This is a genomic window from Streptomyces sp. NPDC001157 (genome assembly GCF_053598255.1).
On the sequence record NZ_JBSFJW010000008.1, the window covers coordinates 259,120 to 272,414 of the forward strand.

At 70.7% G+C, this 13,295-nt stretch carries 12 protein-coding genes; 4 read left to right on the top strand and 8 right to left on the bottom strand.

Going from position 1 to position 13,295, the window contains the following annotated elements; translation table 11 throughout:
- Positions 1 to 20 precede the first annotated feature (20 nt).
- Genes ACWDAG_RS17930 through ACWDAG_RS17950 form a run of 5 tightly spaced genes read right to left on the bottom strand, consistent with a single transcriptional unit; the run spans position 21 to position 7,141 of the window.
- Complete coding sequence (locus ACWDAG_RS17930; RefSeq protein ID WP_450696538.1) at positions 21 to 1,157, bottom strand: acyl-CoA dehydrogenase family protein; 1,137 nt, start codon at positions 1,155 to 1,157, stop codon at positions 21 to 23.
- A 59-nt stretch (positions 1,158 to 1,216) separates the two neighbouring features.
- Entirely contained in the window at positions 1,217 to 3,067 is a 1,851-nt protein-coding gene (locus tag ACWDAG_RS17935) for an ATP-binding protein (protein ID WP_450696539.1), read from the bottom strand.
- A gap of 5 nt (positions 3,068 to 3,072) precedes the next feature.
- The gene (locus ACWDAG_RS17940; RefSeq protein WP_450696540.1) at positions 3,073 to 4,671 is read right to left on the bottom strand and encodes an acyl-CoA carboxylase subunit beta; all 1,599 of its coding nucleotides are present in this window, start codon (positions 4,669 to 4,671) and stop codon (positions 3,073 to 3,075) included.
- Positions 4,668 to 6,347: an acyclic terpene utilization AtuA family protein gene (locus ACWDAG_RS17945; protein ID WP_450696541.1), complete on the bottom strand. Its 1,680-nt coding sequence runs from the start codon at positions 6,345 to 6,347 to the stop codon at positions 4,668 to 4,670. Before ACWDAG_RS17945 ends, ACWDAG_RS17940 begins: the two co-directional genes overlap by 4 nt.
- Entirely contained in the window at positions 6,344 to 7,141 is a 798-nt protein-coding gene (locus tag ACWDAG_RS17950) for a TIGR03084 family metal-binding protein (protein WP_450696542.1), read from the bottom strand. The genes ACWDAG_RS17945 and ACWDAG_RS17950 overlap by 4 nt, the downstream gene beginning before the upstream one ends.
- A 104-nt stretch (positions 7,142 to 7,245) precedes the next feature.
- Here ACWDAG_RS17950 and ACWDAG_RS17955 point away from each other — a divergent pair, with 104 nt between their 5' ends.
- The 4 genes from ACWDAG_RS17955 to ACWDAG_RS17970 all read left to right on the top strand — a co-directional run bounded on the left by ACWDAG_RS17955 (position 7,246) and on the right by ACWDAG_RS17970 (position 9,536).
- On the top strand, positions 7,246 to 8,106 hold the full coding sequence (locus ACWDAG_RS17955; protein ID WP_450696543.1) for a helix-turn-helix domain-containing protein: 861 nt from the start codon (positions 7,246 to 7,248) through the stop codon (positions 8,104 to 8,106).
- Entirely contained in the window at positions 8,084 to 8,272 is a 189-nt protein-coding gene (locus ACWDAG_RS17960; protein ID WP_450696544.1) for a DUF397 domain-containing protein, read from the top strand. Before ACWDAG_RS17955 ends, ACWDAG_RS17960 begins: the two co-directional genes overlap by 23 nt.
- A gap of 47 nt (positions 8,273 to 8,319) precedes the next feature.
- On the top strand, positions 8,320 to 8,718 hold the full coding sequence (locus tag ACWDAG_RS17965) for a DUF6234 family protein (protein WP_450696545.1): 399 nt from the start codon (positions 8,320 to 8,322) through the stop codon (positions 8,716 to 8,718).
- 71 nt (positions 8,719 to 8,789) lie between these two features.
- Positions 8,790 to 9,536 (top strand): class I SAM-dependent DNA methyltransferase, encoded by a 747-nt coding sequence (locus ACWDAG_RS17970; protein ID WP_450696546.1) that lies wholly within the window; start codon positions 8,790 to 8,792, stop codon positions 9,534 to 9,536.
- A 27-nt stretch (positions 9,537 to 9,563) separates the two neighbouring features.
- On the opposite strand, the gene ACWDAG_RS17975 is transcribed toward ACWDAG_RS17970, so the two are convergent.
- The 3 genes from ACWDAG_RS17975 to ACWDAG_RS17985 all read right to left on the bottom strand — a co-directional run bounded on the left by ACWDAG_RS17975 (position 9,564) and on the right by ACWDAG_RS17985 (position 13,293).
- On the bottom strand, positions 9,564 to 10,952 hold the full coding sequence (locus tag ACWDAG_RS17975; protein WP_450696547.1) for an FG-GAP and VCBS repeat-containing protein: 1,389 nt from the start codon (positions 10,950 to 10,952) through the stop codon (positions 9,564 to 9,566).
- A gap of 117 nt (positions 10,953 to 11,069) precedes the next feature.
- The gene (locus ACWDAG_RS17980) at positions 11,070 to 11,993 is read right to left on the bottom strand and encodes an EamA family transporter (RefSeq protein ID WP_450696548.1); all 924 of its coding nucleotides are present in this window, start codon (positions 11,991 to 11,993) and stop codon (positions 11,070 to 11,072) included.
- Between the two features lie 151 nt (positions 11,994 to 12,144).
- On the bottom strand, positions 12,145 to 13,293 hold the full coding sequence (locus ACWDAG_RS17985) for a glycosyl hydrolase (protein WP_450696549.1): 1,149 nt from the start codon (positions 13,291 to 13,293) through the stop codon (positions 12,145 to 12,147).
- Positions 13,294 to 13,295: the final 2 nt, after the last annotated feature.

Genomic DNA, 13,295 nt, shown 5'->3' on the forward strand with positions numbered 1-13,295 from the left:
TCCAAGGCGGCCACGACGGTCTAGTACGACTTGGGAAGGCCCAGAGTCTGGTGGGAGACGTAGTTGAGAATCATCTCCCGGCTCACCGGAGCAATACGAGCCACGCGTGCGGCTGTTATCAACGAGGCGAGTCCGAATTCGCGGGTGAGGCCGTTCCCGCCGAGGGTGTGCACGGCCTGGTCGACGGCCCTGACGCAGGCCTCACCGGCCGCGTACTTGGCCATGTTGGCGGCCTCACCTGCGCCGACGTCGTCTCCGGCGTCGTACAGGTAGGCCGCTTTCTGCATCATCAGGCGGGCGAGTTCGAGGTCGATGTGTGCCTGGGCGAGGGGGTGCGCGATGGCCTGGTGGGCGCCGATGGGGGCTTTCCAGACGGTGCGGTCGCGGGCGTAGGTGATCGCCTGCGCGAGCGCGTAGCGACCCATGCCGATGGCGAAGGCGGCGGTCATGATGCGTTCGGGGTTGAGGCCGGCGAAGAGCTGGAGGAGGCCTGCGTCCTCGTCGCCCACGAGGGCGTCGGCCGGGAGGCGTACGTCGTCCAGGGTCAGCTCGAACTGCTTCTCCGCGGCATGGAGTTCCATGTCGATCTGGCGGCGGGTGAAGCCTTCCGCGTCGCGGGGGACGATGAACAGGCAGGGTTTCAGGTTGCCGGTTCGGGCGTCTTCTGTGCGGCCGACAATCAGGGTGGCGTCCGCGATGTCCACGCCGGAGATGAAGACCTTGCGGCCCGTGAGGAGCCAGTCGCCGCTGTCCGGGTCGCGGCGGGCCGTGGTGGTGATGCGGTGGCTGTTGGAGCCGGCGTCGGGTTCCGTGATGCCGAAAGCCATGGTTCGGGTGCCGTCAGCGAGGCCCGGGAGCCAGGTGCGTTTCTGGTCCTCGGTGCCGAAGCGGGCGATCACTGTGCCGCAGATGGCCGGGGAAACGACCATCATGAGCAGGGGGCAGCCTGCGGCACCGAGTTCTTCCAGGACGATGGAGAGTTCGGCTATGCCGCCGCCTCCGCCGCCGTGTGCCTCCGGCAGGTTGACGCCCAGGTAGCCCAGCTTGGCTGCCTCTGACCAGAGTGCCTCGCGGTCGAATTCGCGGCCGTGGCGTTTGCCTAGGGCGGCGACCGCTGAGCGGAGGGTTTTTTGTTCTTCGGATTCGATGAGGGGCATCTGGTTTTCCTTCGGGGTGCGGGTTGGTTGTGGCTGGTCGCGCAGTTCCCCGCGCCCCTTTAGGGCGGTTCCACAACCGCCAGCAAATCGCCGACCGTCACCTGCTGGCCAGGTACCACGTGCAAAGCGCTCAGCGTGCCTGTGACCGGGGCTGTGATCTTGTGTTGCATCTTCATCGCCTCCAGCCAGAGCAGGGGCTCTCCGGCCTTCACGGCGGCTCCTGCCGTCAGGCCCTCGGTGACCTTGACGACCGTTCCCGGCATGGGGGCCAGCAGGGAGCCCGGGGCGTGCTGGGTCGTCGGGTCGGGGAAGCGGGGCAGGGCGGTCAGGCGGGTGGTGTTCACGTACACCTCGTCGCCGTACCGTGCCACCTCGAACTTCCGCTGTACGCCGTCCACTTCGAGTACGACGAGACGCGCGTCCGCGTGGACGACCCGTACCCCGTCCGCCTCCAGGCCCGCCCGCATGTGGCGGTAGCGGACCTCGTGTTCCTCGCCCGCCATGGCGTACCGCTTGGTCTGCGGCTGGGGGCGGAGGTTGCGGAAGCCGCCGAAGCGGGAGGGGTGGGAGCGGGCGTCGGCGAGGGCGGCGGCCAGGGGGGCGTAGGGGTCCGGGGCCGGGGTGGTCAGTTCGGGAAGGTGGTGGTCGTAGAAGGCCGTGTCCATGGCGGCCGAGGTGAACTGCTGGTGGCGCAGGGAGCGGACGAGGAGGTCGCGGTTGGTGGTCGGGCCGTGGATCGTGGTGCGCTCCAGGGCTCCGGCCAGTCCTCGGACGGCTTCCGCGCGCGTGGGGGCGTGGGCGACGGCCTTGGCGAGCATGGGGTCGTAGTGGACGCCGATGTCGTCTCCGTCGCCGTAGCCCGTGTCCAGTCGGATGCCTTCGGGGGCCGTCAGGCGGTGCAGGGTGCCGGTCTGTGGGGTCCAGTCGTTCGACGGGTCCTCGGCGTAGAGGCGGGCCTCGATCGCGTGGCCACGCGCGCATGGGGGGTCGTCGTCCAGGCGGTGGCCTTCGGCGACCCGGATCTGCAGGGCCACGAGGTCGATGCCGAAGACCGCCTCCGTGACGGGGTGTTCGACCTGGAGGCGGGTGTTCATCTCCAGGAAGTGCGCGCGGCCGTCGGCGACCAGGAACTCGACGGTGCCCGCGCCCTCGTAGGCGACGGCGCACGCGGCCTGTGTCGACAGCGCGTACAGGTCCTCGACGAGGCTCTCCGGGAGGCCGGGTGCCGGGGCCTCCTCGATGACCTTCTGGTGGCGGCGCTGGAGGGAGCAGTCGCGGGTGCCCAGGGTCCAGATCGTGCCGTGAGTGTCCGCGAGGACCTGGACCTCTACGTGGCGGCCGCGCTCCAGGTACGGCTCGACGAAGACCTCGCCGTCGCCGAAGGCGCTCGCGGCCTCGGCCCGTGCCCCCTCCAGGGCGGCGTCCAGCTCCTCCAGGCGGCGCACGATGCGCATCCCGCGCCCTCCGCCGCCCGCGGCCGCCTTCACCAGGACGGGCAGATCGGCCTCGGTGATCCGCCCTCGTTCCAGGGAGGCGATGCCCATGAGTTCCTTGGCGCGTGTCTTGGACGCCATCGCCTCGATCGCCTCGGGGGGCGGTCCGATCCAGGTCAGACCGGCGTCGATGACGGCGCGTGCGAAGTCGGCGTTCTCGGAGAGGAAGCCGTATCCGGGGTGTACGGCGTCCGCGCCGGAGGCGACGGCCGCCTTCACGATCAGGTCACCGCGCAGATACGTCTCCGCGGGCGCCGCGCCGGGCAGCCGTACCGCCGTGTCGGCCACGCGCGCGTGGAGGGCGTTTTCGTCGGCGTCGGAGTGCACCGCTACCGTCCGGATTCCCAACTCACGGCAGGTGCGGAAGATACGGCAGGCGATCTCGCCGCGGTTCGCCACCAGAACAGACGTAATCATGAGCCTCACATCCGGAAGACGCCGAAGCCGCCGCGCGCACCCTCGTACAGAGCGGTGTGGATGGCGGACAGGCACAGGCCCAGGACCGTGCGGGTGTCGCGGGGGTCGATGACGCCGTCGTCGTAGAGCCGCCCGGACAGGAACATCGGCAGCGACTCGGACTCGATCTGCTGCTCCACCATGGCGCGCAGGGCGGCGTCGCCGTCCTCGTCGTACGGCCGGCCCTTCGCGGCCGCCGACTGCCGGGCGACGATGGACAGGACGCCGGCCAGCTGCTGCGGGCCCATGACTGCCGACTTGGCGCTCGGCCAGGCGAACAAGAAGCGGGGGTCGTAGGCGCGGCCGCACATGCCGTAGTGACCGGCGCCGTAGGAGGCGCCCATCAGGACCGACAGATGGGGCACCTTCGAGTTGGAGACGGCGTTGATCATCATCGCGCCGTGTTTGATGATGCCGCCCTGCTCGTACTCCTTGCCGACCATGTAGCCGGTGGTGTTGTGCAGGAAGAGGAGCGGGATGTCGCGCTGGTTGGCCAGCTGGATGAACTGGGCGGCCTTCTGGGACTCCTCGCTGAAGAGGACTCCCTGGGCGTTGGCGAGGATGCCGAGGGGGTAGCCGTGCAGGGTGGCCCAGCCCGTCGTCAGGCTGGTCCCGTACAGCGGCTTGAACTCGTCGAAGTCGGAGGCGTCGACGATCCGGGCGATGACCTCGCGCGGGTCGAAGGGGGTCTTGAGGTCCTCCGGGACGATGCCCAGCAGCTCGTCGGCGGGGTACTTGGGGGGCTCGGCCGGGCCTGGATCGCCGTACGCCTTGCGGTGGTTGAGGCGGGCGACCACCCGGCGGGCCTGGCGCAGGGCGTCCGGCTCGTCGACGGCGAAGTAGTCGGCGAGACCCGACACACGCGCGTGCATCTCGGCACCGCCCAGCGACTCGTCGTCGCTCTCCTCGCCGGTCGCCATCTTGACCAGGGGCGGGCCGCCGAGGAAGACCTTCGCGCGCTCCTTGACCATGATCACGTGGTCGGACATGCCGGGGATGTACGCGCCTCCGGCGGTCGAGTTCCCGAAGACGACGGCGACGGTGGGGATGCCGGCCGCCGACAGCCTCGTCAGGTCCCGGAAGATGGCGCCCCCGGGGATGAAGATCTCCTTCTGGGAGGGCAGATCGGCGCCGCCCGACTCCACCAGGCTGATGCACGGGAGCCGATTGGCGAGCGCGATGTCATTCGCCCGCAGGGCCTTCTTCAGCGACCAGGGGTTGCTGGCGCCGCCGCGCACGGTCGGGTCATTGGCGGTGATCAAGCACTCCACGCCCTCCACCACACCGATGCCGGTGACGAGCGAGGCGCCCACCGCGTACTCGCTGCCCCAGGCGGCGAGCGGCGACAGTTCCAGGAAGGGCGTGTCCGGGTCGAGGAGCAGTTCGATGCGTTCGCGGGCGAGCAGCTTGCCGCGCCTGCGGTGCCGTTCGACGTACTTCTCGCCGCCGCCCGCGAGGGCCTTGGCGTGCTCGGCGTCGAGGTCGGCCAGCTTGGCGAGCATGGCCTCGCGGCCCGCCCGGTAGTCCGGTCCGTCGGTGTCCAGGGTGGTCGGCAGAACGGTCACAGCAGGGCCTCCGGGATGTCCAGATGGCGGGAGCGCAGCCATTCGCCGAGGGCCTTGGCCTGCGGGTCGAAGCGGTGCTGGGCGGCGACACCCGCGCCGAGGATGCCCTCGACGACGAAGTTGAGGGCGCGGAGGTTCGGGAGGACGTGGCGGGTGACCGTCAAGTCACCGGTCTCCGGCAGGAGTTCGTGAAAGCGGTCGACCGTCAGCGTGTGCGCGAGCCAGCGCCATGCCTCGTCCGTGCGCGCCCACACCCCGACGTTGGCGTCCCCGCCCTTGTCGCCGCTGCGGGCGCCGGCGACGGACCCTAGGGGCGCACGGCGGACGACTCCGGGCGGAAACGGCTCGGGCAGGGCCGGTTCCGCAACCGCTTCGAGTACGAGGGTGTCGGCGCCCGGCGCCACGGGAATCCGGCGCCCGTCCTGGAGTACCGCGACATGCTCGACCTCGTCGCGAGGGACGGAGGACGCCTCGAAGACGCCGTACGGGGACCCCTTGCCGGGCGGGGCGAGGACGTGGAAGCCCGGGTAGCTCGCGAGGGCGAGTTCGACCGCCGCACCGCTCAACGCCCGTCCCACGGCCTCCTGCCGGGGGTCCCGTACGACGAGGCGGAGCAGGGCGCTCGCCGTCTCCTCGGTGTCGGCGTCGGGGCGGTCGGTGCGGACCAGCTCCCAGCGGGCCTCGGCGACCTTGCCGAGGGGATCCGCCAGCTGCTCCCGCACCAAGGCCGCCTTGGCTTCGATGTCGAGGCCGGTGAGGACGAAGGCGACCTCGTTGCGGAAGCCGCCGAGGCGGTTGAGGCCGACCTTGAGGGTGGGGGGCGGGGCTTCGCCGCGCACGCCCTCGATGCGGACGCGGTCGGGGCCGTCCTGGGTGAGGCGGACCGTGTCCAGGCGGGCCGTCACGTCCGGTCCCGCGTAACGGGCACCGGCCGTCTCGTACAGCAGCTGCGCGGTGACCGTGCCGACGTCGACGAAACCGCCGGTGCCGGGGTGTTTGGTGATGACGGCGGTGCCGTCCGCGTGCAGCTCGGCGAGCGGGAAGCCTGGCCGCCGCAGGTCACCCGGGCCGTCGTTGAAGAAGGCGTAGTTGCCCCCGGTGGCCTGCGCCCCGCACTCCAGCACATGCCCGGCGACGACGGCTCCCGCAAGCCGGTCGTACTCCCTGGGCCCCCACCCGAAGTGCGCGGCGGCGGGCCCGGTGACCAGCGCCGCGTCCGTCACGCGCCCGGTGACGACCACGTCCGCGCCCTCCCGGAGACAGGCCGCGATACCGAAGCCGCCGAGGTAGGCGTGGGCGGCGAGGCTGTCCGGGTAGCGGGCTTTGACGTCGTCGCCCTCGACGTGGGCGACGCGGACGGGAAGGCCGAGCCGGTCGGCCAACCGCCGTACGGCGTCGACGAGTCCGGCGGGGTTGAGACCGCCCGCGTTCGTGACGATCTTGACGGACCGTTCGTGGGCGAGGCCGAGACACTCCTCCAGCTGGCGCAGGAAGGTTCGGGCGTATCCGGCGGCGGGGTCCTTCAGGCGGTCGCGGCCCAGGATCAGCATGGTCAGCTCGGCGAGATAGTCGCCGGTCAGCACGTCCAGCTCACCGCCGGTGAGCATCTCCCGCATGGCGTCGAAACGGTCGCCGTAGAAGCCGGAGGCGTTGCCGATGCGCAGGGTCGCCGTCATGCGGTGCCGCCGCCCTTCGGCGGGCGTCCGTCACCCGGCGGGCCCGCGAAGGCCTGGGCGATGTCGAGCCATCGGTCGGCCTCGGAGCCCTCTGTGCGCAGGGCGAGGTCGGTGCGGTGGGCGCGCTGGGTGACCAGACGGCAGAAGTCGAGGGCGGGGCCGGTGACGCGGTCGTCCGCGTCCTCAGGCCCGTATACCCACAACTCGCCGCTCGGGGCGGTCAGTTCGACACGGAACTCCTCGAACGGCGGAGTCAGCCCGTGCACACCGAAGGCGAAGTCGCGGGTACGGACGCCGAGGCGGACGATGTGCCGGAGCCGGTCGGTGGGGGTGCGCGCCACGCCCAGCGCGTCCGCCACGTCGCCGCCGTGCGCCCAGGTCTCCATGAGGCGGGCGGTGGCCATGGAGGCGGTGGACATGGGCGGGCCGTACCAGGGGAAGCGGGCACCGTCGGGGGCGGCTCGCAGTGCGTCGGCCAGCGCCTTGCGCCCGGCCCGCCAGTCCGCGAGCAACTGCTCGGGCGGCTTCCGGGCGCCCTCCTCCGCGCCGTTGTCGACGAAGTCGCCGGGCTGGGCCAGCGCCTTCTCGACCTCGCGGGAGAAGGCGTCCTGATCGGTCACGGCCAGCACGGAGGAGTGGTCGGTCCAGGCGAGGTGGGCGATCTGGTGGGCGACGGTCCAGCCGGGTGCCGGGGTCGCGAGCGCCCACTGCTCCGGGCTCAACTCGGCCACGAGCAGGTCGAGTTCCTCGCTCTCCGCGCAGAGATCGTCGATCACGGGCGTCGGGTCAGCCATGGGGCGAGCATGGCAGCGCCACCAGAAACAAGCAAGCGTGCTTGCATTAATTTGTTTTCCACAGGTCTGGAACCTGTTCGCAGTCGACTGGCTACCCTCAGTGAATGGAGGTGATCGCCGTGCATGTCCGCGAACTTGATCCCAGTGCGTCGCCGCTGGACTACTACGGCTTCGAACTACGGCGTGCCCGTGAGGCAGCGGGGCTGACCCAACAGGCGCTCGGTTCGATCGTGTTCTGTACGGGGTCGCTGGTCGGCCAGGTCGAGACGACGCTGAGGGTGCCGACGCGGGAGTTCTCCGAGCGGGTGGACGCGGCGCTGGGGACGGACGGGACGTTCTCGCGGTTGGTGGGCCTGGTGCTGCGCAACCAGTTGCCGAGTTGGTTTCAGCCGTTTGCTGAGCTGGAATCCAAGGCCTCGTATCTCTCGACGTACCAGTGCCAGTTGATCTACGGGCTGCTGCAGACCGAGGAGTACGCACGAGCCGTGATCGGCGTGGAACACTCGGACCGGCTCGACGAGCTGGTGGCGGCGCGGCTCGACCGTCAGCGCATCCTGGAGCGGCAGGACCCGCCTGTTCTGTGGGTGGTGCTGGACGAGGCCGTCCTGCACCGGGAGACCGGTGGCCGGGAGATCATGCGGGGCCAACTCGCCCATCTCCTGGGCCTGTTCGGCCGCCCATGGCTGGAGATCCAGGTGCTGCCGTTCTCAGCGGGCCAGCATGCCGGGATGATGGGCTCGTTCACGCTGCTCCGGTTCGACAGCGACCCTGATGTGCACTACAGCGAGAGCTACGACCAAGGGCACATGACCGCCAATCCATCAGTGATCAAGGAGCGTTCGGTCGGTTACGCTCGCTTGCAGGCCGCTGCCCTCTCACCAAGGGACTCGGCCGCACTGATCGCCCGCGTGATGGAGGAACGCTATGGGGAGCAACCTGGACGTGACGCGAGTGCAGTGGCGTAAGTCGTCGTACAGCGGCAGCAGCGGTGGCGAGTGCGTGGAAGTAGCACCCCTGGCCGCATGCATAGCCGTCCGCGACTCCAAGAACCCCCCGGCAGGGATCCTCACCCTCACCCCCGCCGCCTTCTCCGCCTTCGTCCGAGGCACCGTCGAGAACCCCCGCGCCTGAGTACAGGTGCTCATGCGCGCCACTGCCCGGCGCGACACGCTGCACCCATGACCGACACGCTCGTACGCCCGGCCCGCCGACGGCCCTGGTCGCGCAGAACGCGGCTGGGCGTGGACCTCGCCCTCGCGATCCCCCTCTTCCTGCTGGAGGCCGGGTGGCTCGTGCTGGACTGGGTATACGGCTACGGCCTGGAGGTATGGGCGGCGCAGGGCGACCAGGCGCGGATCGACGCGGCAGCCCTCGCGCACATGGAACGGTTGCGGGAACTGCTGATCGCCGTACTCGTCCTGGCAGTTGTCGCGGCGATTTTCCGTGCCCGCTGGACCGTGGTCGCGCACCTGCTGGTGGCCCTCCTGGCCGGCGGAGCGCTGACGGCCGCTCAGCGCGAGTGGAACCACAACCATTCCCCGCCGCCCGGTTGTGTCCGCTACAGCGCGGGCTGTTGAACGTGAATTGCTGAACACGAACCGCTGAAATTGAGGCGCGCCGCCCACCGCCCCCGCAGTACGGTCCCCCGGTGATCGATGAGGATGGCTACTTCGGGGAGTCCGTCGCGGCGGGGTACGACGAGTCGACGGCGGAGATGTTCGCGGCGGACCGGCTGGATCCGGTGGTCGAGCTGCTGGCGGAGCTTGCCGGGAGCGGGAACGGGCGCGCGCTCGAACTCGGCATCGGGACGGGACGAGTCGCGCTGCCGCTCGCGCGAAGAGGCGTCGAGGTGCACGGCATCGACATGTCCCGGGCGATGGTCGAGCGGATGCGGGCCAAGCCCGGGGGTGATGCGATCGGCGTGACGATCGGGGACTTCGCGACGGCCAGGGCGGAGGGCCGGTTCTCGCTGGCGTACCTCGTCTTCAACACGATCAATAACCTGACCTCGCAGGATGCCCAGGTCGACTGCTTCCGCAATGTGGCCGAGCATCTGAAACCCGGCGGCCGCTTCGTCGTCGAGGTGGGCGTCCCGGATCTGCGCCGGCTGCCACCCGGGCAGAACGCCGTGCCGTTCCGGGTGGAAGACGGACGGCTCGGGTTCGACCTCTACGACGTCGCCACCCAGTCGATGACCTCGCATCACGTGCGGGTCGACGGCGAGGGCCATGGTTCCCATCTCGCCGTCCCCTTCCGCTACGTCTGGCCCTCGGAACTCGACCTCATGGCCCGGCTGGCCGGGATGCGGCTGCGCGACCGGTGGGACGGCTGGACCCGCGAACCCTTCACCAGCGAGAGCCGGCAGCACGTGTCGGTCTGGGAGAAGCCCGAGTGACACGGCTGCCGGCCCGACGGTCGGCGGCTACTGGAGCATGCCGACGATGAGATCGCCCGGGGCGGCCGCCGCTCCCGATGTCGTGATCCCGTCCGACGAGCCCTTCAGCAGGAGCGAGCCGTAGGCGCCCGTCACATACAGGTCGGCCTTGCCGTCGTGGTCGGTGTCGCGCAGGCGGACCGTGTCACCGAAGGCGTCGTCCTCCTGCGGATCGCCGGGTACGCCCGCCGTGCTGCGGGTGAACCACTGCGAACCCGACCCGGACAACCCGGACTTGTGCCCGTAGAGCACATGGACGCCGCCCGCATACGGGTGACCGCCCACCTTCTCGCCGTACACGCCGACCGCCAGGTCCGGATATCCGTCGCCGTTGGCGTCGCCCGCCGAAACACTCGAAGCGAACGCGTCCTCGGGTTCGGGGGTGTCCGCGACACCCGCCGTGGACTGGTTGATGCGGACGCTCCTGGCCGGACCGGACGCCGAGCCGTACCACACGGACAGCCGGCCGCGGTAGCCGTCGTACATGCCCGTGCCGACGGCGATGTCGCCGTAGCCGTCCTTGTCGAAGTCGGCGATCACGCCGTCGCCGCCCCGGCCGGTCGCGCCCCGGAGTCCGGTCGTGGGCTCCAGATGGAGCACCTTGCCGGGGTAGAGCCTTGCCTTGCCGCCCGCGACGAACCAGGCGTCGGAGGAGATGTACGTGCCGTTGACGACGTCCCCGATGATCGCCAGGTCGGTCTTGCCGTCCCCGTTGACCTTGCCCGCGATCAGCGCTGTGGCGTAGAAGCCGCCCTGCTCACGCTCGAGCGTCGACACGCTCCCGTGGACGCCGGAGCGGTCGATACGGCCCCGGTAGACATAGGCGTTGCCATCGTCCAGGACGGCGAGGTCCGGCTTGCCGTCACCGTTGAAGTCGCCGGTGGCGAGGTCGACGCCCATGTCGTCGTACGAGCCCGCGGGGCCCTTGTTGGGGACGGTGGTGCCGCCGTCCAAGCCGGAGCGGCTGCCCCACAGGATGGTGACCCCGCCCTGGTCCTTGTGGCTGCCGACGTCCTCGTGCGGCGCGGACACCGCGAGGTCGCCGTAGCCGTCCCCGTTGAAGTCGGCGGCGGCCCGCACGGACCCGAACTCGTCGTCCGTCTCGTCGGCGCCGGGGACGCCCGGGCTCGCCTGATCGACGAACTGGGTCTTCGTGCCCGGGCCGTGGGCCGTGCCGAAGGTGATCAGAACGCCGCCGCCCTTGTTGGGGTGGCCGGGGCTGTGCTCCCGGCGGAAGGTGGCGTAGTCGCGGTAGCCGTCGCCGTTGAAGTCGTCGGCGTACTTCGCGGGCGCCGCGCCGGCCGCGGGGGCCAGGGCGAGCGGGGTCAGGCCGCCGGCGAGCAGGGCCGCGGCCAGGAGTGCGGTGCGCTTGCGCAAGGGGTCTCCAGAAGTCGGGGCGCCCTGGGCACGCGTTCGATCGCGCGTTCAGCCGGGTGCCGCGATCAGAGACTCCCGGCGCCACGGAAGGGTTGCACGGGGGGCGGAGACAGGCCGTCAGGCCTCCGGCGCCGGCGCCTTGCCCCGCCCCACCTGCGTTCGCACCGCCCCCATGCTGGCCCCGATGACCAGGGCGATCGCGGCCGCCTGGAGCGGGCTGAGGGACTGGCCCAGGATGAGGAAGCCCGCCGTCGCTGCGAGGGCCGGTTCCAGGCTCATCATGATCGCGAAGGTGGAGGCGGGGAGGGTGCGCAGGGCCAGGATTTCCAAGGTGTACGGGAGCACCGAGGACATGATGGCCACCGCCGAACCCAGCGCGATCGTCACCGGGTCGGCGAGCTTGGCGCCCGATTCGGCGATCCCCAGCGGCAGCATCAGCAGCGCCCCCACCGCCATGGCCAGTGCCAGCCCGTCCGCCTGCGGGAACCGTCGGCCCGTACGCGCACTGAACACGATGTACGCCGCCCACATGGCGCCCGCGCCCAGCGCGAAGGCGACGCCGGCCGGGTCGAGGCCGTCGAAGCCTCCGCCGCCGAGCAGGAAGACACCGGCGAGGGCGAGTCCGGCCCAGACGGCGTTGATCGCGCGGCGGGAAGCGAGGACGGAGAGGGCCAGCGGGCCGAGGACCTCCAGGGTGACCGCCGGGCCGAGCGGGATGCGGGCGACCGCCTGGTAGAAGAGGCCGTTCATCGCGCCCAGGGTGATACCGAAGGCGATCACCGTGCCCCAGTCGGTCCGCGAGTGGCCGCGCAGCCGCGGGCGGCAGACCAGCAGCAGGACGACGGCCGCGGCGAGGAGGCGGAGGGTGACCACTCCCATCGCGCCCGCCCGCGGCATCAGGTTCACCGCCAGCGCGGCGCCGAACTGCACCGACACACCGCCGGCCAGGACCAGGCCGACCGGGCCGAGGGAGCCTCGGCGGTGCGGGGCCGTCGGGGTGTGCACCGCTGAGGGTGAGGTGGTGGCGCTGGGGCTGGTCACGGGTGGTCCTGGTGCTCGGCTCGGGGGTTCACGACTTGTTCATCGCGATGTACTGCCAGGTCCAGGGTAGTGGACTTGGTCAGGCGTGTGAACCCATTTTGCAGCTGTCCTGAATGCTGGACCACCGGACCGCGCGAGCCGGTGTGGTCCCTTATCGCCGGCGGGGCGTCTCCACGGGCCAGCCGTGGTGGCACTCCCTGTAGGTCGCCCTGATGTCGCCAGGACTGTTGTGGCTGGTGAGTCCGTCGCCCCAGACGGTCCACCAGACCCATGGGCTCCGCCTCAGCGCGTCGGGGCCGCCTTCGGCGAGGGGCGTGTAGTACGACTCGGCGAGCGCCCGGGGCCTGCCGTAGCCGGCGAGGGCCGTGTAGTGGTCCCGGATCCTTCCGACGTCGCTCTCCCGCAGTCCGGAGATGTGATCCGGGTCGGCGTAGTAGTCGACGGCGACGACGTCGGGAGGAGTGGCGGACGGGTAGTAGTCCCACGGGGCGTCGGGCCCGTCGGGCGTCCAGCACAGGGGCGCCCAGACGAAGATCAGGTTGTGCAGATCGCGCGTGCCGACGAGATGGTCGTAGGTGATCTGCCAGAGGGCCTGGAACGCGGGGGGGCTCTGGCCGCCCCACCAGAAGGTGCGCTGGTTCATCTCGTGGTACGGGCGCAGCAGGACGGGAATGTCCTGTTCGGCGAAACGACTCAAGTGCTCGGCGAGATAGGACAGATCCCGCAGCAACGCGCGGTACTCGGCGGTGCCGTTCCGGCGGTCGACCACGCGCGCGAACCAGGAGGCGTCCGCCTGACGGGGCGCGTTCGTGGCCAACGTGGCGGTGTAGTCCTTGACACGCGAGGTGGGCCAGGGCTGGTGGAACGACATGCCCACAGTGACGCGGCCGCCTTTCGCGACGCGCAGGGCCAGGTCCACGGCGTCGTCGGCGTACCTCCGCCGGGGGCCGTCCCAGCCTGTGGCGTGGTAGCCGGGGCCCACGTCGATCTCCAGGAAGCCGGGGTGCCGGCCCGTGATCGCGGCGGCCCTGTCGTAGTGGTAACCGACGTACGTGGTACCCCCGGTGTCACCGTAGAAGGGGTTGTAGAGCTCGTTGTGGGCTTCGATGTGCTGCCCGATGACGGTCCTGTGGGGCTCTCCGGACCGGGCCGCGTTCTCCAGGGCGACCAACTGGGCGTAGCGGGCCCTGGCGTGGGGTGAAGCCTGGGGATCGCGCTCGACGAGGGTCGGACCGATCCGCGGCGGTGCCGGGCCCCCCGCTCCCGCACGCTGCTCCTCGACGGCGTCTCCCGAGGCCATTT